The following is a 20,968-nucleotide window of genomic DNA, read 5'->3' as shown; positions in this document are numbered from 1 at the left end:
CAGCTTGACCAATCGTTCGGCGGAACGGGACCCGCCCCCGCACAATCCCCCTCACCGCCCCTTGCGCGGCCCGGCGGCGAGGCGTAAGTTCTTATCGAAATTCGATATGGAGCCCGACCGATGGAAATCGTCATTCTTGGCCTGTTGATGATGTTTTTGCCGACGCTGATCGCCCTGATCCGCGGCCATCACAATGCGTTCGCGATCTTTCTGACCAATCTGCTGCTCGGCTGGACCGTTATCGGCTGGCTAATCGCGCTGATCTGGTCGACGACCGCAACGGCCCGCCGCGTCAGCGTCTAGATGAAGTCGCAGATATCGCCGAGCGGCTTTTTAATGAGGGCGTGCTCGGGCACCCGCGCGCCGTCCGCAGGGTAGCCGGCCACAATCAGCATGTAGGGCTTTTCATCCTTAGGCCGGCCGCAGATCTCGGAAACAAAGGTCATCGGATTCGGCGTGTGGGTCAGCGTCACCAGTCCGGCGCGGTGCAGCGCCGTCAAAAGCATGCCGCAGGCAATGCCAACGCTTTCATTCACATAGTAATTCTTCTTGCTTTCTCCGGCCGTCACCCCGCCGCGACGCTGCGCGAACACAGCGATGATCCAGGGCGCAATCTCGAGATAGGGCTTGTGATCGTCAGTCCCGAGCGGTTCGAGCGCTTCCAGCCACTCGGTGCTCGCCTTCCCCTCGTAGAAGGCTTTTTCTTCGGCCTCGGCGGCCTCCCGGAGCTGTTTCCTGATCGCACCCTTGCCGATTACCGTGAAATGCCAGGGCTGGTGATTGGCGCCTGAGGGCGCCGTCCCGGCGGCCAGAATCGCATGTTCGATGATTTCGCGCGGCACCTCGCGGCCGGAAAACTCGCGCACAGTCCGGCGTTTCCGGATGTCTTCGTAGAAGGCTTTCGCCTCCGCTGTCATCTCGGCCAGCGGCTTTTCGGTGAAGTCGAGGGGGCGGGTGTCGGTCATGCGCCGGTCCAATCCAGCACCACCTTGCCCGACTGGCCGGAGCGCATCGCATCGAAACCGTCCTGGAATTGCGCGACCGGCAGACGGTGGGTGATGACGCCGGAGACATCGAGCCCCGATTGCAGCATGGCCAGCATTTTGTACCAGGTCTCGAACATCTCCCGGCCATAGACGCCCTTCAGCGTGATGGCTTTCAGCACCAGCTTGCCGAAATCCACCTCGACGGGTTTCGAGGGCAGGCCGAGCATGGCGATCTTGCCGCCCATGATCATGTTGTCGAGCATCTGGTTGAAGGCCACCGGCGCGCCGGACATTTCCAGCCCCACATCGAACCCCTCGGTCATCTTCAACCGCGCCTTGACGTCCTTCAGCTCCTCCCGCGACGTGTTCACCGGGGTGAGGTGCTTCACCACGCTTTCGGCCAACTTCAGCCGGTCGTCATTGATGTCGGTGAGGACGACGTGACGGGCCCCGACATGACGCGCAATGGCGGCCGCGAAAATACCGATCGGCCCGGCCCCGGTGATCAGCACGTCCTCACCGACGAGGTCGAATTTCAGCGCCGTGTGCACCGCATTGCCGAGCGGATCAAGCACCGCACCGATCTCGTCCGGCACATCATCGGGCAATGGCACCACGTTGAACGCCGGCAGCTTCATGTATTCGGCGAAAGCACCGGGAATGTTGACCCCGATCCCCTTGGTGTCGGGATCAAGATGGAATTTGCCGGCCCGCGCGGCGCGCGAGCTTGCGCCCACGACATGGCCTTCGCCGGACACGCGCTGGCCGACCTTCACGCGCGTTACATCCGAACCCACCGTTTCGATAACGCCAGCATACTCATGGCCGACCACCATCGGTACGGGAATGTTCGCTTTCGCCCAGTCGTCCCAGTTGTAGATATGGATGTCGGTGCCGCAGATCGCCGTCTTGCGGATTTTGATCAGCACGTCGTCCGGCCCGATTTCGGGCACCGGCGCATCCTCGATCATCCAGATGCCTTGTTCAGCTTTCGACTTGGCGAGGGCTTTCATGTGGGAACGTCTCCGCTTTGAAACTCGCGCGGAGATATAGCATTGCCGCCATCAAAATCGTCAAAAAGAACAGTGCCAGCGGCAGGGTGATCATTTCCGCGAACAGTGCCCGGCCGCCGGTGATCCCCGTCAGGAGGATCATGGTGCCACCCGCCAGCGCCGGCAGCGACAGCAGGAAACGTTTCTCTAGCATCATCACCAACGCGAAAACCAATGCGTAGGCGGCAATCAGCGCCCATTTGATCCAGGTCGTCAGCGCCAGATCCGGCAATAGCGCCGTTACACTGGCCCCCTCGCCCAATCGCAAAAGGATTTCGTTTATGACAGCGTTTTCGGCCCAGTCCGCCGGTATGGTTGCCGCGGCGAGAAGTGCCCCCGGCCAGGCGATGCGGCGGCCAGTCAGGCCGAGGCCCGCAAAACACCATGCGGCCAGACCGGCATAGGCAATCGGGAACCAGACATCGAGCGTCTGCACGCGCCGCAATTCTGCGCGTAGAGGCGCGCCGGCATCGCCGGCAATGAAAGCCAGATCGGCTTCTTCTTCGGCAAACTCCAGAGCCAGAATCGGCGTTTCAAATCCGCGCGTGATCGGTGCGGCCGGTTCCGGTGAATTGCCGCCCATCAGGACGACCAGCACGATCGTCCAGACTGCGAAAACGGCCGATAGTCCGAAACAGATCCGCGCCAGCCAGGTCATGAAATGCCCTCCCGGCCCGACGGTAAGCGGATCGTACGAGATTGAGAAGCAGAGCTATCGCCTCGATCTTCGCGCCTGTCTTCGTCATCCTCCGGCTAGACCGGAGGATCTCGATCTGTTCGCAGGGACTAAGAGATGCTCCGGTTAAACCGGAGCAAGACGAGTGGTTATGGATATTCGCGTCGTCATCCAGGGGCGAGCGTCGATTTCTCCCCCCGTTTACGGGGGGAGTGTCGCGAAGCGACGAGGGGGGGGCATGCCCCCCTCCGCCACTTCGTGGTCCCCCTCCCCCGCAAGCGGGGGAGGAAAAGAACTCGACCTACCCCTCGGCCGCGCTGACCGGCGGGAAAACCCGCGCCAGCGGGCCATGCGCTGGCACCGGCGCCAACAACACGCGGCGGACCGGATTCCAGGCTGCACCGAGAAGCACAACAACCCCGCCAAGCGACAGAAGTGTGATGGCCAGCACCACGGGGGCTTCGAGCCCAGACTGGTTGACGATCGCGGCAATCGAAATGCCTGCCGTCAGCAGGCCGGATACGATCAGAGCGCGGCGGTTGATCAAAAGCGACACCAGCGCGAACAACGCGATCACGATCAGCGCCACGGCGGCAAGCTGTGCCGCGTGGCCGCTGTCCGAGGCCAGCGCGGCCATCAGATTGGTCTGCTCGGGATTGACGAAATCCGCTTCTTCCAGCGTCCAGCCCACCTGCACGACGTTGAGCACCGCCGACAACAGGATCGGCGCGGCAAAGAAGTGCAGCCAGAACGCCGTGCCCGACAGGCGCGTCGTGCGTTCCGGGTCGCGTGCATCGAAGATGATGCCCGCCAGCAGAAGAACGCCGCCGACCGCCACCCCCACCGCCGGCGCGAAGGTGCCGGTCGTATAGGGATCGAGCGTGAACAGGACGAGCGCGCCCAATACGGCCAGCGCCACGCCCATCAACCCTCCGGCAAAGGGCAGACGGAAGCTGAAATAGAACATCGCTACGGGAATCAGCGCGGCCAGACCGGCGACCACCGGCAGGAGCCGGACCGACCAGGGCAGTTGCGACAGGACATAGGCGACCGCCTCGCGGCCAAATTCCATCTCGTCGGGCGCATTGGCAAACCGGCTCTCGAAATAGTCTTCGCCGATCCCAACGCCCTGAACCAGGAATTGCCCATAGGCCCAGACGAGGATGATCGTCACCGCCGTACTGAAGGCGCCGCACAACACGATACCGGGAAGGATCCGGCGCTGGTGCCCGACCAGCAGGGCCGCCAAGAGCCAGGTGATGATCGCGAAACCGCCGAACAGCCCCATCAGCGCCATCTGCCAGCGCAGACTGCCCTCCTCGATGCCGAGACCGCCCATGATCTGGCCGATCGCGACGCCCATGCCACCCAAAAGGATCAGCACGCCAATCGTCGTGAAGATATCGTGGAAATTGTTCAGGAAGGGCAGCATCTCGTCCGATGGACGGGCACTGCTGGCGGACGGTGTGCTCACAGCGCCTTTCGATCCGTCGGTGGCGCTCGGTGCTTCAGACATCAAAACCTCCTCGGCAATTGTCTTGCCGTTTTGATGCCCCCCAGCAGGGCTATGGATGCAAATTCGCTTCCCGGCGAACCTGCGCGTCAATTGGTACCGGATTAAGGCGCAGGCGTCACGCGGGAATTAGTGGGCGCAATCCTTCATTGGCTAAAAATCCAACCGTCATCCTCCGGCTTGACCGGAGGACCTCGATGAACGGCTTCTCGTTCGAGATGCTCCGGTCTCGCGCACGCGCGGCCGGAGCAAGACGAAGCGTGCTCCCCTAAATCACCCCCAGCTCTTTCCCGACCTTGGTGAAGGCCGCAATCGCCCGGTCGATCTGCTCCGGTGTGTGCGCAGCGCTCATCTGCGTACGGATACGAGCCTTGCCCTTGGGCACCACCGGATAGAAGAAGCCGATCACATAGACGCCTTCCTGCATTAGCCGGTCCGCCATTGTCTGGCTCAGCGCGGCATCGCCCAGCATCACCGGAATGATCGGGTGCTCGCCCGGCAACAGATCGAAGCCGGCTTCGCTCATGCCCGTGCGGAAGCGCTTGGCATTGTCGAACAGGCGGGCACGCAGATCATCGCCCTTTTCGACCATGTCGAGCGCTTTCAGCGACGCCCCGGCAATCGCCGGAGCCAGCGAGTTCGAAAACAGATAAGGCCGCGAGCGCTGACGGAGAATGTCGACCACTTCCTGCTTGGCCGCGGTAAACCCGCCCATCGCGCCGCCCAGCGCCTTGCCGAGCGTGCCGGTGATGATGTCGACCCGGCCCATCACGCCGCAATGCTCGGGCGTGCCGCGCCCTTTCGCGCCCATGAAACCGTGCGCATGGCAATCATCGACCATGACCAGCGCGCCATATTTGTCGGCCAGATCGCAAATCGATTTGAGATCGGCGATATAGCCGTCCATCGAGAACACACCGTCGGTGACGATCAGCTTGTGGCGCGCGCCGGCTGCGTTGGCGGCCTTCAGCTGCGCCTCAAGATCGTCCATGTCGGAATTGGCGTAGCGGAAGCGCTTGGCCTTGCAGAGCCGCACCCCGTCAATGATCGAGGCATGGTTCAGCGCATCAGAAATGATCGCGTCATTCTCATCCAGCAAAGGCTCGAACAGGCCGCCATTGGCGTCGAACGCCGCGGCATAAAGGATCGCATCCTCTTGCCCGGTGAAGGCCGCGATCGCTTTTTCCAGCTCGCGGTGCACGGTCTGGGTCCCGCAGATGAAGCGCACCGACGCGACGCCGAAGCCGTAGTCATCAAGCGCCGACTTCGCCGCGTCGATCAACTCCCGCCGGTTGGCGAGCCCGAGATAATTATTGGCGCAGAAATTGATGACGTGATCGGTCTCGCCATTCCGGTTCACATCGATCTCGGAATATTGCTGCGAGGCGATCACGCGCTCGCGCTTGTAGAGCCCGTCGGCTTCGATTTCCTTCAGCGTGTTTGAAAGATGCGCATAAAAGGCGTCGGACATGGCTGGGCTCCCGTGAATGAGAGGCGAGACATAGCCGCTGCGCATCGCCGGTTCAATCGGGCAGCAATGACCGCACGGATACTGCGGGAATCTGCCGGTTTTTCTTGGCATTGCCCCCTATTCCGGGTTTAGCTGACAGGCAGTGATTTGCCGGGAGGGATCAGGGGCGGACACCCGTTCCTGAAAGTGTCAATGGCCATGAAGCCGACGGATACCAGCGATCCGGAATATTTCCACAAAGTTGTCGATTGCCAGTATGCCTGCCCGGCGCACACGCCGGTGCCCGACTACATCCGGCTGATCGCCCAGGGGCGTTACACCGACGCCTACATGATGAACCGGCGCTCCAACGTGTTCCCGGGCATTCTCGGACGCGTCTGCGACCGCCCCTGCGAACCCGCTTGCCGTCGTACACGAGTGGAAGACGAGCCGGTGGCGATCTGCCGCTTAAAGCGCGTTGCCGCCGATCACCGCGACGAGGTCAAACATCTCATCCCCGAGGGCGGCACGCCGAACGGCAAGAAGATCGCCCTCATCGGCGCCGGCCCCGCCTCGCTCACGGTGGCCAATGATCTCGCCCCGCTCGGCTATGACTGCACGGTTTTTGAGGCATTGGAGAAGCCCGGCGGCCTGATGATCTCCAATATCCCCTCATTCCGTTTGCCGGAAAAGGTGCTGGACGACGAGATCGGCTACATCCTCGACATGGGGGTGACGCTCAAGACCGGTCACCGGATCAATTCGATGAAAGACCTTCTCGACGAAGGGTATGATGCCGTCTTCGTCGGCTCCGGTGCGCCCAAAGGCAAGGACCTCAATATCGACGGCCGCGAAGAAGCCGCCGACAACATCCATATCGGCATCGAATGGCTGGAATCGGTCGCCTTCGACCATATCGAGACAATCGGCAAGCGCGTCCTCATCATCGGCGTCGGTAATACCGCCATGGATTGCTGCCGTACCTCGCTGCGCCTCGGCGCTGACGATGTGAAGGTGATGGCGCGCAAACCGCGCGATTTCTTCAAGGCTTCGCCCTGGGAGCTGAAGGACGCCGAGCACGAGAATGTCGAAATCGTCGTCAACCATTCGCCCAAGGCTTTCGTGACCGAAAACGGCAAGCTCGTCGGCATGACATTCGAGCTGATGGAATATGACATTGACGAGACGGGACGCATCACCGGCACCCGCGTCACCGGCGAGACCACGATTCCCTGCGATGACGTCATCCTCGCCATCGGTCAGGACAATGCCTTCCCTTGGATCGAGCGTGATATCGGACTTGAATTCGACAAGTGGGAAGCGCCTATCGTCGACAAGACAACGTTCGAATCCACACGCAAGGGCGTGTTCTTCGGCGGTGATGCCGCCTTCGGCCCGCTTAACATCATCTGGGCGGTCGAGCACGGCCACCAGGCCGCCATCTCCATCCACAAGCACTGCCAGGGCGAGGACATCACCGATCGCTTGCCGCGCGGGCTCAATCTCGAAACCGTCAAGATGGGACCCAATGAATGGTCCTATTCCAATGATTACGACCCCGAGCATCGCCGCGAAATGCCGGAGGTCGATCTCGCCGAGCGTTTCAAGACCCTCGATATCGAGGTCGAGCTCGGCTTTACGCCGGAGCAGATCAAGACCGAGGTCGAGCGCTGTCTCAATTGCGACATCCAGACCGTCTTCTCGGCCCCCGCCTGCACCGAATGCGATGCCTGCATCGACATCTGCCCGGTGAACTGCCTCACGATCGCGCCAAACGGCGAGGAAGCCGATTTGCGCACCCGCCTCGCAGCGCCCGCCCTCAACACCGACCAGGCGCTTTATGTCTCTGAAGATCTCCCTTTGACCGACCGGATCATGATCAAGGACGAGGATCTCTGCCTGCATTGCGGCCTGTGCGCGGAGCGTTGCCCGACCGGCGCCTGGGATATGCAGAAATCGACCATTTTCCTGCCGCATGCCGATGACGAGCTTGCGGCGGCCGCCAGCCGGAGAGCCGCTGAATGAACGTGCAAACCAGTCCGCAAGCGGCAGGCTCGCAGGCCGTGAAGGTCAACGACTTCGTCATCAAGATCGGCAATGTGAACGGCACCGGCTCGGCTTCGGCCAACGGGCTTTTGATGAAGTCCATCTTCCGCATGGGCATTCCCGTGACCGGCAAGAACCTGTTCCCGTCCAACATTCAGGGCTTGCCAACCTGGTACGAGATCCGCGTCTCGAAAGACGGCTGGACCGCACGGCGTAGCGATGTCGACCTGATGGTCGCGATGAATCTGGAAAGCTATGAGCAGGATCTGAAGTCCGTCTCGCCGGGCGGTACCCTGCTCTACGACGCAACCTGGCCGCGCCCCAAACTCCACGGACGCGAAGACATCAATGTCATCGGCGTGCCGTTGGCGCGCATGACCAATGAGGAATTTTCCAACGCCCGCACCCGCGTCCTGATGAAGAACATGGCCTATGTCGGGGCTATCGCGGCCCTGACCGGTCTTGATATGGAGATCATTCGCGGCCTCGTCGAGGATACCTTCAAGGCCAAGCCCAAGCTGATCGAGCCCAACATGAAGGCGCTCATGCTCGGCTTCGACTATATCCGCGAGCATTACGAACCGCTGCCGCTGCGCTTCGAACCCATGGATGCGACCAAGGACTGCATCCTGATCGAAGGCAATGACGCCGCCGCGCTCGGCTGTGTCTATGCCGGAGCAACGTTCGGGGCCTGGTATCCGATCACGCCCTCCACCTCGCTGATGGACGGCTTCAAGAAGCACTGCCAGGCGCTGCGCGTCGATGCCGAGACCGGCAAGAATAATTACTGCGTCATCCAGGCCGAGGACGAATTGTCCGCCGCCGGCATGGTGATCGGCGCCGGCTGGAACGGTGCGCGCGCCTTCACCCCGACTTCCGGGCCCGGCATCTCGCTGATGAGCGAATTCATCGGCTTTGCCTATTATGCCGAAGTGCCGTCCGTCTTCTTCGACATCCAGCGCGTCGGCCCGTCGACCGGCATGCCGACCCGCACCCAGCAGGGCGACATTCTGCTCGCCGCCTATGCCAGCCATGGCGACACCAAGCACATTGTCCTTTTCCCGGCTGACCCCAAGGAATGCTTCGAGCTGTCCGTCGACGCGTTCGACATTGCCGAGCGCTTCCAGACCCCGGTCTTCGTCCTGTCCGATCTCGACATCGGCATGAATGAATGGATGGTGCCGCGCTTCGACTGGGATGACGGCCGCCGGCCGGATCGCGGCAAGGTGCTGCACGCGGACGAGCTCGAAACCATCGGGAAATTCCACCGCTATCTCGATGTCGATGGCGACGGCATTCCCTATCGCACCATTCCCGGCGAACACCCGAAGGGTGCCTATTTCACGCGTGGATCGGGCCATAACAAGTTTGGCGGATACACCGAGGATTCAGCAGCTTACCAGGAAGTCCTCGACCGGATTCTCCAGAAGTGGAAGAATTCTGCCGACCAATTGCCGCGCCCGGTTGTACAGCCGGCAAAGGAAAAGACACGACGCGCCATCCTCACCGTCGGCGGCTGCGATGCCGCGGTGCGCGAAGCTATCGCCGCGCTGGCCGAGGACGGGCTGCATTTCGACTATCTGCGCGTCAAGGCCTTTCCCTTCCACACCGAGGTGAAGCAATTCCTCGCCGCCCACGACACGGTCTTCGTCGTCGAGCAGAACCGCGATGCCCAGCTGCGCCAGCTCCTCATCAACGAGACCGATGTCGAGAAGAAGACGCTCATTCCGATCCTCGATTATTCCGGCATGCCGGCCGATACCGGCCTCATCGCCCGCATGATCGCCGAACACTGCGCCGGAGAGGCCAAATGACCTCGATCAAGAAACCGCTCGTCGACAAACATCTGCGCAAGAACAAGCACGGGCTGACGCAGCGCGACTATGAGGGCGTAGCCTCCACCCTGTGTGCCGGCTGCGGCCATGATTCCATCACCGCGGCCTTCGTACGTGCCTTCCACGAGCTCGATCTCGAACCGCATCGCGCCGCCAAGGTCTCCGGCATTGGCTGTTCGTCCAAAACGACCGCCTATTTCCTCGGCCAGTCGAGCGGCATCAACACCGTGCATGGCCGCATGCCGTCGGTCGCCACCGGTGCCGCGGCGGTCAATCCGGAGCTCCACTATATCGGCGTCTCGGGTGACGGCGATTCGCTCTCCATCGGCATGGGCCAGTTTGCGCACGCCATCCGCCGCAATCTCAACATGCTCTATGTCATCGAGAATAATGGCGTTTACGGCCTCACCAAGGGCCAGTTCTCGGCTTCCGCCGATGTCGGCTCGAAAGCCAAGTACGGCGAGGTCAACGAACAGACCCCGATCGATCCGGTGCGCGTTGCCCTTACCCTGGGCGCCACCTTCGTGGCGCGCAGCTTCTCCGGCGACAAGGAACAACTCGTGCCGCTGATCAAGGCCGGGTTGATGCACAAGGGCTTTGCGCTGATCGACGTCGTCTCGCCCTGCGTCACCTTCAACGACCATGCCGGCTCGACCAAGTCCTACGCCCATACCTACAAATACTATCACCCGGTCATCCATGCCGATTTCGTGCCCGAACAGGCCGAGATCACGGCCAGCTATGCCGAAGGCGAAGCGATCACCATCCCGATGCATGAAGGCGGCAATGTCGTCCTGCGCAAGGCCGGCCGCGAACACGATCCGCGCGACCGCGACGCCGCCTTCGATCTGTTGAAGAATCTCGAAGGCTCCGAAATCCCGACCGGCCTCATCTATATCGACGAAACCCACGCCGACATGGCCGATATGAACCAATTGCCCGACACGCCGCTCAACGCGATCGGCTATTCGAAGCTCTGCCCGGGCTCCGGCAAGCTCAAGGCGCTGATGGACGGGTATAGCTAATGAATACGCCCGATAATTACACTTTCTGGGTGTCGATCATTTGTGCAGCCACGATTCCTCTAGGAATAATTGGAATACTTCTGGAACGCTGTATTTCCAAAAAAGGCATCGGCGTTAGGTCGATCCAGTTCGCGGCAGCCATTTCTTTCGTTCCCGCTATAATTTTGCTCGCAATCAATAATTTGATTGATGCTGCGACTACATCTGCACTTATCGGTGCGATGATTGGATACCTGTTCTCTGGCATCGCTAAATTCGACGACCGCCAGTTCACAAACTGATTTTGTTGGACGACCTAATCATTCCTTCTTTTCTTCATCGAACCGCCGATCCTCCCCCTTGACGGGGGAGGTGTCTCGAGCGCAGCGAGAGACGGAGGGGGTGGCGATGCCTCCCACCCCTCCCGGCCCTTCGGGCCACCCTCCCCGTCAAGGGGAGGGATGGGAGGCAAAACAATCGGAATTACATTCATTCATCATCATCCCGGACGGGCGCGGCAGCGCGCAATCCGGGACCCATGCCGGCCCCGGAATGACGAGTGGGAGATAGGCGACAGGCATCGGCGACCACAATTGGCCTTTCATGCCTTGCCGGGATTTTTTCGGCGCCGCGGTTTTCAGGTCAAGGGCGCGTAAGCGCCGCTTCGCGGTTTCACCCTTGAGCTGAAAACCCGGCGCGAAACACTGGCCGGCATGGACTGTAAGGCGGGGCTGGCACTCCGCTCTCCTCGGAAGTGAACAACAAGACAGTCAACAAGCGCTCGTCATCCCTGCGGCTCTTGCCCGCGAAAGCGGATAAAGCAGGGACCCAGTTGCGCCATCGCTACCGGCACGCTCTGCTTCAACCAGCCGCCAGGCGCATCTTGCAGAAGACAAGATTGATGATCGAGATGCTCCGGTTAAACCGGAGCAGGACGATATTTCTGAGTTTTACACTATTTATCCGCCTCCCTCCGGCTTGACCGGAGGGCCTCAATGCCAAGCGCCCCCACCCTCACCGTCAAGGGGAAAGATGAAAAGCGCGAGCATCAAATGCTCGGCAGATCCAGCCCCTGCTCGCGGGCGCAGTCCTTGGCGATGTCATAGCCCGCGTCGGCATGGCGCATCACGCCCGTGCCGGGATCGTTCCACAACACGCGCTCGATACGCTTGGCGGCTTCCGGCGTGCCGTCACAGCAGATCACCTGGCCGGAGTGAATGGAATAGCCCATGCCGACGCCGCCGCCATGGTGCAGCGACACCCAGGTGGCGCCTGAAGCCGTGTTCAACAGCGCGTTGAGCAGCGGCCAGTCGGCCACCGCGTCGGACCCGTCCATCATCGCCTCGGTCTCGCGATTGGGCGATGCGACCGAGCCGGAATCGAGATGATCCCGCCCGATCACCACCGGCGCCGACAATTCGCCCGAGGCGACCATCTCGTTGAAGGCGAGGCCCAGACGATGACGCTGGCCCAGCCCGACCCAACAAATCCGCGCCGGCAGGCCCTGAAAGGCAATGCGTTCCTTCGCCATGTCGAGCCAGTTGTGGAGATGCTTGTCGTCCGGGATCAGTTCCTTCACCTTGGCGTCCGTCTTGTAGATGTCCGCCGGATCGCCCGACAGCGCCGCCCAGCGGAAGGGCCCGATGCCGCGGCAGAACAGCGGCCGAATGTAAGCGGGCACGAAGCCCGGGAAGTCGAACGCGTTCTCCACGCCCACATCCTTGGCCATCTGGCGGATATTATTGCCGTAATCGAGAACCGGAATGCCTTGCTCCCAAAAGCCGAGCATCGCCCGCACCTGAGCGCCGGACAGGAGGCCCGCGCCGTCGAATTCGAAGACAACAGGTGGTGCTTGATAGCGCTCTGCCGCATGGAAAAATTCAGCCCGCATGTCTGCAGGAATATTGGGGCAGTAAGCACCCAGCTCGGCGTCTGATGCGTCGCGGCTCACAACCTCAACCGCTAGCGCGCGCTCCCCGGTCTCATCGCCGAAGTCCAGGCTGGTAAGGCGGGTGATGAAGATTGGGTACGCGCGGGGTTGCGTGTCAGCGTCCCGGACTGACATGTACACGCCGCAAATATGCCGGTTGTCCACGAACAGTGGATCCACAAATACGTGGGGGGTGGGCGCGTCGTCAGGTCGATCCACGAACATCGCCGTCAGAAGCGCCATTCGATAGCGTTCCCAGAGCTGGCGGTTTTCCGCACCTTGCGGCCACGTGCCGACATATTGCCCGGGAACGGTGGCAGACTGGAGCGCCAGACCGGCGAGAATTGTGGCGACGATTGCAGACAAGCTCATCTCTCCCTCATGAGGCGGCAGGGTTTGATAGCGCGATGCTACTCTAAATGGTCAGCAGCGAATGGGCTGTCTCCTTGGCGAAGAAAAAGGTCCCATCATCGACTGGGAGGCTGCGCATCCTGCATATCACCACCAGGTGGGTAATAACCGATAACATCCGTAATCCCCGCTTCTTTTCCCCGTATGTAGGCAAAGCCGGGACCCAGTTTCGCCACTTCTACTGGCCCACGCTGGACCAGTCAGCCGCCAGTGTCGTCGTCGCGGGCACTTCATTACTGTCTTCGCTGCGTCACTGCTGTTTTGTGTTCCGGCTTCATGTGTCCACGAAGGTGAATTTCGAGGAACGCATTATGAACCAGAGAGAAAAAAATATTCAATATAAAAAATAATAATACAACTTCGAATCAGGAAACTAACAAGACCATTAATTCACGGATGCAATGAGTTTTTTATAACACCCAAAACACTCCTTTTTCAATCTGAAATACTTATATTACCAAGCCCAGAATTCGCTTCTGCGCTCTTTATAGTCTAAGCTAATTGTATAAAAAGCGCCGAAATCGAAAAGCATAATAATTCAGTCTTAGAGCTGTATTTTGGTACGTCACTCGAATCAACCACCGTAAGTCTTTATTACCGAAATGAACGTTCCAGCTCCAAAAGGGCTGCATTTGCACGCGCCGTAAGATCGTCACAGGGCTTACTAGGCGCGCGATCAAGGCAATCGAGATGCACCTGTGAAAGTTCCGTCATCGCTCGCGTCTCTTGTTCGAATCGATCGCTGCGAGATTCAAGAACAGACTGCAATTCAGACATTATGTAACTATCATCCGCAATTTCGGCAGAAGGAGGGGCAGTGCGGTCGTTGATGCGCAGCGGTGTCGAACCCCTCAGTCTTCGATCAGCGCCATAATGCCTAACAACATTTTGTTCCAACCTGTCTGCACCGATGAATTGGTTGCTAGCGTCGCGGTGCTCAATCTCTGTGTCGTTTAGTGAGGTGGAGTAACCCGCTTCGATTTGACGCCCAAATATATTTACATAATGGGTCGTATAAATACCGCGCCGCTCTGACGATGAGATCGCCGCTCCCAATACATGAGTTTCGCAATACGCAGCGCCTGCCCTTACATCGACTGCAACATTGCCGGTTTCTGAACTGACGACTTCGCCAATCGACTGGATATTTTGAAGCTGCTGGACAGCATTCGACAAGCGGACCAGCTGCATTGTAGCGGATGCAATGCGGCCGACGGTCAATACGGATCCAAGCTGAGAGTGCCTCGCCGTTCGCGCGCCGCGTCTAATGACGCCGCCGCGGAGAGCGAACCGGAAAATTCCCAGGGCCGGTATGCACCCAGATGCGGTCGCTAAGCTAAGACCAAAGGCCATCGCCATTAGCCTACGACGGTTCATGGCCATCCCCATAAGTTGCAGCGAAATGGTACAACAAAGCTTCGCCGACGTCAGGAATAAAACGATCGCAATTTGGTATCCTGCGACTTCCAGCCCCTGTCGTGCAGACTATGCGTACGCTTCGCATCCCGACTATCTGATCTCCCTCAAACAAGGAATTAGGCCGCATCACGCTCAAAATAACTTCGTAGTTTCTGATTTGGGGACCACTAACTGAACCTTCAACACGAAGCACATCAAAACCTACAAGCAAGTTAGCGTTGCGACGGCGGTAAGGAACCGCCGCACGATTTGCAAAGTCTGCAACGATTTGGGCGAACCTCCATCGCCGCGGGGATGCAGAAGTCACCGCCGTCGCTATTGACGGATTAGTATTGTTGCCAAGGGCTCTAAAAAAATTCCTGGACGCAAGGTTCTTTTGCTCTTCGCTCCAGTAGCGAAGCCCAATATTTGGTAAAGAATTACCATAGGTAAAAGATCGTTGTAGCGTATTTACGTTGACGCAACCGCCAAATAACAGACAAAAAAATAAAATAAATCCAATTTTCACAGCATTTCCAATGCGCGCCACAAAATAAACGGCTCAAGAAGTGAGCAGCGAATTGGAAATGTGATCATTGCCTCACTATGAACACACCTGCCGATCTGTCTATTAATGCCGATCACCTTTCCATTTTGTCGATTACGAAGCGTGACCTGATAAATAACGTCAGGATAATCGTCCCGATGTCGTAGAGAAGTTCGCGGCGGAAATCTTTCGATTTCGAGTAAATAGGATGGCTCGCCACCCATAATGAGGCTGCTGTTTGGCATCATTTCAACGAATTCTGACACAACCATCCTTTCTTGAACCGTCAGCGCCGCATCTATGCCAATTACGGGTCGGATATTAGTATCATACTCTAATAGCCTTCTATCGAGTCGCTCCGCTGCACTACGCCGCTCGTCCAGTGAGCTCAATATTGGCGCCCCCTCGGCCACCGTTGTCGGCTCCCAAGAACTACAACCGCCTAGCAATATCGACAACGAAATCAGGTAGAGCCGAAACTTGCTCACTGTGAAACAATTCCCTTATTGCCTTTGCAGCCACAGCATAGCACCATTCGCGATGGTGCGCGACTTGTCGTTGAATAGGCATCGAAAAGCTTCATCATTCGCAGCCGCATGCTTCTAATCAATTGGAGGCATCTTCGCAGTTTTCCCACTAGGCTATCCAATCTCAGTTTTCCAATACCCGTTCAGCAGGCAAATATTCAATTGCGGCAAGCTTGGAAATAAGACTGCTTCACCATCGCGCATCGGGCTTTTCGCTAATCCTTTCCCTCGAGGCCAAGGTTAAAAAAACCTATAATAGAGACTTGGATACACGAAATGTGGTAAGTGCGGCTGTGTAGATAGGGCGGATCTTGTCGTAGGTATATTTATAAATACTGTTTTATCATCTCGGATAGGCGCTGCAGCGTACAATGCGCATTAGCGTGAGGCTAGACACTCGGCAAATCCAGCCCTTGCTCGCGGGCGCAATCCTTCGCGATGTCATAACCCGCATCGGCATGGCGCATGACGCCGGTGCCGGGATCATTCCACAGGACGCGCTCAATCCGTTTCGCCGCTTCCGGCGTCCCGTCACAGCAGATCACCTGGCCGGAATGGATCGAATAGCCCATGCCGACGCCGCCGCCATGGTGCAGCGACACCCAGGTGGCGCCTGAAGCCGTGTTCAACAGCGCGTTGAGCAGCGGCCAGTCGGCCACCGCGTCGGACCCGTCCATCATCGCTTCGGTCTCGCGATTGGGCGAGGCCACGGACCCGGAATCGAGATGATCCCGGCCGATCACCACCGGCGCCGAGAGTTCGCCCGAGGCGACCATCTCGTTGAAGGCGAGGCCCAGCCGGTGGCGCTGGCCCAGCCCGACCCAGCAGATCCGCGCCGGCAGGCCCTGGAAGGCGATCCGCTCCTTCGCCATGTCGAGCCAGTTGTGGAGATGCGGATCGTCGGGGATCAGTTCCTTCACCTTGGCGTCCGTCTTGTAGATGTCCTCCGGATCGCCCGACAGCGCCGCCCAGCGGAAAGGACCGACACCGCGGCAGAACAAGGGCCGGATATAGGTCGGCACGAAGCCCGGGAAGTCGAACGCGTTCTCCACGCCCACATCCTTGGCCATCTGGCGGATATTATTGCCGTAATCGAGAACCGGAATGCCTTGCTCCCAAAAGCCGAGCATCGCCCGCACCTGGTCGGCTATCGACTGCTTCGCCGCCTTGGCTACCGCCTCCGGATCGCTTTCCCGCTTGGCAAACCACTCTTCCAGCGACAAGCCGGCGGGAAGATAGCCATTCACCGGATCGTGCGCCGAAGTCTGGTCGGTGACCGCGTCCGGCTTGATCCCACGCTTCAGGATCTCCGGGAACACGTCCGCCGCATTGCCCAATAGGCCGACCGACACCGCCCGGCCCTCGTCATGCGCCCGCTCGATGATCGCCAGCGCCTCGTCCAGCGTTTCGGCCTGCTCGTCCAGGTATCGCGTGCGCAGGCGCATCTCGATGCGCGAGGGTTGGCATTCCACCGCTAGCATGGAGGCACCGGCCATCGTCGCCGCCAATGGCTGGGCCCCGCCCATCCCGCCAAGCCCGCCGGTCAGGATCCACTTGCCGGTGAGGTCGCCGCCATAATGCTGGCGCCCGACTTCGGCAAACGTTTCATACGTGCCCTGAACGATGCCCTGGCTGCCGATATAGATCCACGACCCGGCCGTCATCTGGCCGTACATCATCAGCCCCTTCTTATCGAGTTCGCGGAAATGTTCCCAGTTCGCCCAGGCCGGCACGAGATTGGAATTGGCAATCAGCACGCGTGGGGCATCAACATGGGTCTTGAAGACACCTACAGGCTTCCCGGACTGCACCAGCAGCGTCTCGTTGGCTTCCATGCGCTTCAGCGTGGAGACAATCCGGTCGAACGCCTCCCAGTCGCGCGCCGCCCGGCCGATCCCGCCATAGACGACCAGCTCTTCCGGCTTTTCCGCCACGTCCGGATCGAGATTGTTCATCAGCATGCGCAAAGGCGCTTCGGTGAGCCAGGATTTGGCGTCCAGCTCGGATCCGGTCTTGGCGCGGATGGTGCGGGCATTGTCGAGACGGGTCGAGGCCATCAGGCGGGCTCCCAGTGCAGATGCTCGGCCGCATCGAGCGCGGCCTGGAGAATGTCTTTCAACAAGGGGATCAGGCGGTTGGCAGCAGCCTCGTCATATTCGACCTTCGCCTCGTCCATATAGGCGCGCTGCGCCAATTCCATTTGCAATGCGTGGATATTGTGGCGCGGCGCACCATAAGTGCGGGTGATCCACCCGCCCTTGAAGCGGCCGTTCGCCACGGTCTCGTAATCGTCCTGGTCCAGCATTTGCCCGGTTACCGCGCGCTCGATTTCCCGCGCGCAGGATTGGCCCTCATTGGTGCCAAAATTGAGCACCGGCAATTCGCCCTCGAACAGGCGTGGAACCCGTGAACTGATCGAGTGCGCATCGTAAAGCACGCAATAGCCGTGCAGCGCGCGCACCCGGGATATCTGTTCGCTCAAGGCCTGGTGATAAGGATCGAAATAGGTGGCGCGCCGGGTTTCGATCTCGGCCGCGTCCGGCGCGTCGCCGTCATAGACCGGAGATCCGTCAAACAATTCCGTCGGCACCAGACCGGTGGTCGCCTGCCCGGGATACAGCGATTGCCCGCCCGGATCGCGATTAAGATCGATCACAAAGCGAGAGTAATTCGCCTTCAGAATGGTCGCATCCATCTCTTCGGCGAAAGCATAGAGCCGATCCACGAACCAGTCCGTATCCGGGAGCCGGCGCGCGGCCGGTGTCATCCGGGCGAGGATATCCTCCGGAACATCCGTCCCGGCATGCGGGATATTGATCACCAGCGGGCTCTCGCCCTGATGCAGCGCGAACACCTCGCTCATGCCGACACTCCCGGCAATTCCGCCACGTTTTCAATAGCCCCGTCGGCGATCATCGCGGTTGCCCGCTCAATGTCCGGCGCAAAGAAGCGATCATCCTCCAACCGCGCAATCTCGGCACGCAAAACCGCCTTGGCCGCCTCGACCGGGCTCGATGAGGTTAGCGGCGCGTGAAAATCCAGCCCCTGCCCCGCCGTCAGCCACTCCAGGGCAATGATCGCGTAAAGGTTTTCGCCCATCTCCATCAGCCGCCGCGCGCCATGGGCCGCCATAGAGACATGATCTTCCTGGTTCGCCGAGGTCGGGATTGAATCCGTGCTCGCGGGCGCGGCGCGCTGCTTGTTTTCGCTGACCAAAGCCGCCGCCGTTACTTGCGGGATCATGAAACCGGAATTGAGCCCCGGCGCCGGCGACAAAAAGGCCGGCAGGCCCGACAGGTTCGGATCGACCAGCATGGCCTGGCGGCGTTCCGACATGGAGCCGATCTCGGCGATCGCCAATGCGATCATGTCGGCCGCAAACGCCACCGGCTCAGCGTGGAAATTGCCGCCGGAGATGGCGTCCGGCCCGTCGGGAAAGATCAGCGGATTGTCGGTCACCGCATTGGCTTCGGTCGCGAGTGTCGCCGCCGACTGCCGCAAGACGCCGAGCACCGCCCCCATAACTTGCGGCTGGCAGCGCAGGCAGTACGGATCCTGCACTTTTGCGCAATCATGGTGCGAGGCATTGACCTCGCTGCCCTCCAGCAGGGTGCGGTAGGCCGCGGCCGCGTCGATCTGCCCCTGATGGCCCCGGCAGTCATGAATGCGGGCATCGAAGGGCGCATAAGAGCCCATGGCGGCGTCGACACTCATGGCGCCCGTCACCAGCGCCGATTTGAAAGCGCGCTCGGCCTCCAACAGGCCCGCCAGCGCATAGGCTGTCGAGAACTGCGTCCCGTTGAGCAGCGCCAGGCCTTCCTTGGGGCCGAGCTTCAGCGGGTCGAGCCCCAGCCGCGACAGGCCTTCCGCTGCGTCCAGCAGCTTATCGCCAAACTTGACGGTGCCGACACCGATCAGCGCCGCCGCCAGCTGCGACAGCGGGGCGAGATCGCCGGAGGCTCCGACCGAGCCCTGCGCCGGAATTTGCGGGATCAGCCCGCCCTTCAGCATGGCTTCCAGCGTCTCGATGACTTGCCAGCGCACGCCGGAGACACCGCGTCCGAGCGAGGCCAATTTCAGCGCCATCATCAACCGCACAATGGCATCCGGCATGGCCGAACCGACACCAGCAGCATGGGACAGGACGAGGCGTTTCTGCAGCTCTGCGAGCTCAGCCTCGGCGATTCGGCTCTGCGCCAGCTTGCCGAACCCGGTATTCACGCCATAGACCGCGCGCCCCGAATTCAGGAGCTCCTGCACGGCCTCGGCGCCGCGCTCGACCTGGCCCTGGCAGCTGCGGTCGACGCTGAGATCCGCGCCGCGATAAATCGCCCGCCAATCGGCCAGCGGCATGGCACCCGGACGCAAATTCACGCTCATGCCCATTCTCCGAAGAGGATACGGCCATGCAGGGGCCGCGCCCCGACCCATTGGACCAGCTCGGCGAGATTGTCGACATCCCAGACCGCGAGGTCGCAGCGCTTGCCAATCTCGATCGTACCGATGTCCTTCTCGAGGCCGAGCGCCCGCGCGCCTTCGCGTGTGATTCCGGCGAGCGCCTCCTCCACCGTAAAACCAAACAGCGTGCAGGCGAGATTGGCTGTGGTCAGGAGGGACAGGATGGGCGAGGAACCCGGATTGGCATCGGTGGCCAATGCCATTGGTACACCCGCCGCCCGCAGTTTCGCGATCGGCGGCTTCTGCGTCTCATTGAGCATGTAATAGGCACCCGGCAAGATCACCGCGACCGTGCCGGCTTTGGCCATCGCGGCCACCCCCGCATCATCAGTGTATTCAAGATGATCGGCGCTCAATGCGCCATATTCGGCCGCTAACGCCGCCCCGCCCAGATCGCTGAACTGGTCGGCATGCAGTTTCACCGCCAGGCCCGCAGCCCTGGCCGCATCAAAAACGCGCCGCACCTGTTCCGGCGAGAAGGCAATCTTTTCGCAATAGGCATCCACCGCATCGGCCAGCCCTTCGCGCGCCGCTTCCTTGATGAGTGGCAGACAGATCTCGGCGATATAGGCATCCGCCCGGCCTTCATATTCCGGCGGGATGGCATGGGCGGCAAGCAGCGTCGATTGCACCCGCAACCCGGTCACCAGACCAAGGCTGCGAATGGCCTTCAACATGTTCAGTTCTGACTCAAAGTTCAGCCCGTAACCTGTTTTTATTTCAATCGTTCCGAGCCCTTCCTGAATCAGAGGGTCAAGCCGTGGCAGGGCGCTTGCCGCGAGGTCTGCAGCCGTGGACTTGCGCACGGCCCGGACGGTCGAGACGATGCCGCCGCCTGCCTTGGCAATGGCTTCATAACTGTCGCCCGCCAGGCGCCGCTCGAATTCGCGCGACCGGTCACCGGCGAACACGATATGGGTGTGGCAATCGGTGAGCGCCGGCGTCACCCACCGGCCTTCCAGATCGATTTCATCGTCAGCAGCAGGCGCTTCGTCGGATGGTCCAAGCCACGCAATGCGCCCGTCGCGCACGCCGACCGCCGCGTCGTCCATCGCGCCGTAGGGATCATCGCCGGCCATGGTGGCAAGGCGGGCATCGGTGAAGATGCGGTCAAGGCGCAACTGGTCTCTCCCCA

General features: G+C 60.3%; 17 protein-coding genes and 1 pseudogene. 5 read left to right on the top strand and 13 right to left on the bottom strand.

The window, feature by feature from the left end; genetic code table 11:
* Positions 1 to 120: 120 nt before the first annotated feature.
* Positions 121 to 303, top strand: coding sequence for a superinfection immunity protein (locus ACO08C_RS14105; RefSeq protein ID WP_421786433.1), 183 nt, complete (start codon positions 121 to 123; stop codon positions 301 to 303).
* Here ACO08C_RS14105 and ACO08C_RS14100 read toward each other — a convergent pair.
* The 5 genes from ACO08C_RS14100 to ACO08C_RS14080 all read right to left on the bottom strand — a co-directional run bounded on the left by ACO08C_RS14100 (position 300) and on the right by ACO08C_RS14080 (position 5,698).
* Positions 300 to 965 carry a nitroreductase family protein gene (locus ACO08C_RS14100; protein ID WP_421786432.1) on the bottom strand — a complete coding sequence of 222 codons (666 nt, stop codon included), beginning with the start codon at positions 963 to 965 and terminating at the stop codon, positions 300 to 302. The two genes, ACO08C_RS14105 and ACO08C_RS14100, sit on opposite strands and share 4 nt — an antisense overlap.
* Entirely contained in the window at positions 962 to 1,999 is a 1,038-nt protein-coding gene (gene tdh / locus ACO08C_RS14095; RefSeq protein ID WP_421786431.1) for an L-threonine 3-dehydrogenase, read from the bottom strand. Before tdh ends, ACO08C_RS14100 begins: the two co-directional genes overlap by 4 nt.
* Positions 1,971 to 2,696, bottom strand: a complete 726-nt coding sequence (locus ACO08C_RS14090; protein WP_421786430.1) for a hypothetical protein — start codon at positions 2,694 to 2,696, stop codon at positions 1,971 to 1,973. Before ACO08C_RS14090 ends, tdh begins: the two co-directional genes overlap by 29 nt.
* Before the next feature lie 319 nt (positions 2,697 to 3,015).
* A complete protein-coding gene (locus ACO08C_RS14085; protein ID WP_421786429.1) occupies positions 3,016 to 4,230 on the bottom strand; it encodes a hypothetical protein in 1,215 nt (404 codons plus the stop codon).
* Between the two features lie 265 nt (positions 4,231 to 4,495).
* Entirely contained in the window at positions 4,496 to 5,698 is a 1,203-nt protein-coding gene (locus ACO08C_RS14080) for a glycine C-acetyltransferase (RefSeq protein ID WP_421786428.1), read from the bottom strand.
* Positions 5,699 to 5,896: 198 nt separating this feature from the next.
* On the opposite strand from ACO08C_RS14080, the gene ACO08C_RS14075 reads away from it, so the two are divergent.
* The 4 genes from ACO08C_RS14075 to ACO08C_RS14060 are packed head-to-tail and all read left to right on the top strand — an operon-like array spanning position 5,897 to position 10,864.
* On the top strand, positions 5,897 to 7,702 hold the full coding sequence (locus ACO08C_RS14075; RefSeq protein ID WP_421788733.1) for an FAD-dependent oxidoreductase: 1,806 nt from the start codon (positions 5,897 to 5,899) through the stop codon (positions 7,700 to 7,702).
* The gene (locus ACO08C_RS14070) at positions 7,699 to 9,537 is read left to right on the top strand and encodes a 2-oxoacid:acceptor oxidoreductase subunit alpha (protein ID WP_421786427.1); all 1,839 of its coding nucleotides are present in this window, start codon (positions 7,699 to 7,701) and stop codon (positions 9,535 to 9,537) included. The genes ACO08C_RS14075 and ACO08C_RS14070 overlap by 4 nt, the downstream gene beginning before the upstream one ends.
* The gene (locus tag ACO08C_RS14065; RefSeq protein ID WP_421786426.1) at positions 9,534 to 10,583 is read left to right on the top strand and encodes a 2-oxoacid:ferredoxin oxidoreductase subunit beta; all 1,050 of its coding nucleotides are present in this window, start codon (positions 9,534 to 9,536) and stop codon (positions 10,581 to 10,583) included. Before ACO08C_RS14070 ends, ACO08C_RS14065 begins: the two co-directional genes overlap by 4 nt.
* On the top strand, positions 10,583 to 10,864 hold the full coding sequence (locus ACO08C_RS14060; RefSeq protein WP_421786425.1) for a hypothetical protein: 282 nt from the start codon (positions 10,583 to 10,585) through the stop codon (positions 10,862 to 10,864). The genes ACO08C_RS14065 and ACO08C_RS14060 overlap by 1 nt, the downstream gene beginning before the upstream one ends.
* A 746-nt stretch (positions 10,865 to 11,610) precedes the next feature.
* Here ACO08C_RS14060 and hutU (ACO08C_RS14055) read toward each other — a convergent pair.
* From hutU (ACO08C_RS14055) to hutI, 8 genes and pseudogenes are all read right to left on the bottom strand, one after another.
* Positions 11,611 to 12,360 (bottom strand): annotated as a pseudogene (gene hutU / locus ACO08C_RS14055) (urocanate hydratase); the annotation flags it as partial.
* Between the two features lie 1,137 nt (positions 12,361 to 13,497).
* Positions 13,498 to 14,124, bottom strand: coding sequence for a hypothetical protein (locus tag ACO08C_RS14050; RefSeq protein WP_421786424.1), 627 nt, complete (start codon positions 14,122 to 14,124; stop codon positions 13,498 to 13,500).
* A 142-nt stretch (positions 14,125 to 14,266) separates the two neighbouring features.
* Positions 14,267 to 14,830, bottom strand: a complete 564-nt coding sequence (locus ACO08C_RS14045; protein ID WP_421786423.1) for a hypothetical protein — start codon at positions 14,828 to 14,830, stop codon at positions 14,267 to 14,269.
* Positions 14,827 to 15,240 (bottom strand): hypothetical protein, encoded by a 414-nt coding sequence (locus ACO08C_RS14040; protein WP_421786422.1) that lies wholly within the window; start codon positions 15,238 to 15,240, stop codon positions 14,827 to 14,829. The genes ACO08C_RS14045 and ACO08C_RS14040 overlap by 4 nt, the downstream gene beginning before the upstream one ends.
* Positions 15,241 to 15,764: 524 nt before the next feature.
* Positions 15,765 to 17,432: a urocanate hydratase gene (gene hutU, locus ACO08C_RS14035; RefSeq protein ID WP_421786421.1), complete on the bottom strand. Its 1,668-nt coding sequence runs from the start codon at positions 17,430 to 17,432 to the stop codon at positions 15,765 to 15,767.
* Complete coding sequence (hutG, locus tag ACO08C_RS14030; RefSeq protein WP_421786420.1) at positions 17,432 to 18,238, bottom strand: N-formylglutamate deformylase; 807 nt, start codon at positions 18,236 to 18,238, stop codon at positions 17,432 to 17,434. Before hutG ends, hutU (ACO08C_RS14035) begins: the two co-directional genes overlap by 1 nt.
* Entirely contained in the window at positions 18,235 to 19,755 is a 1,521-nt protein-coding gene (hutH, locus tag ACO08C_RS14025) for a histidine ammonia-lyase (RefSeq protein ID WP_421786419.1), read from the bottom strand. The genes hutG and hutH overlap by 4 nt, the downstream gene beginning before the upstream one ends.
* Positions 19,752 to 20,954 (bottom strand): imidazolonepropionase, encoded by a 1,203-nt coding sequence (gene hutI, locus ACO08C_RS14020; RefSeq protein ID WP_421786418.1) that lies wholly within the window; start codon positions 20,952 to 20,954, stop codon positions 19,752 to 19,754. The genes hutH and hutI overlap by 4 nt, the downstream gene beginning before the upstream one ends.
* Positions 20,955 to 20,968 lie beyond the last annotated feature (14 nt).

The organism is Hyphobacterium sp. (genome assembly GCF_965229905.1).
Lineage (GTDB): Bacteria > Pseudomonadota > Alphaproteobacteria > Caulobacterales > Maricaulaceae > Hyphobacterium.
Note: the sequence above shows the minus strand (reverse complement) of the source record. Positions and strands in the feature narration are given on the sequence as shown.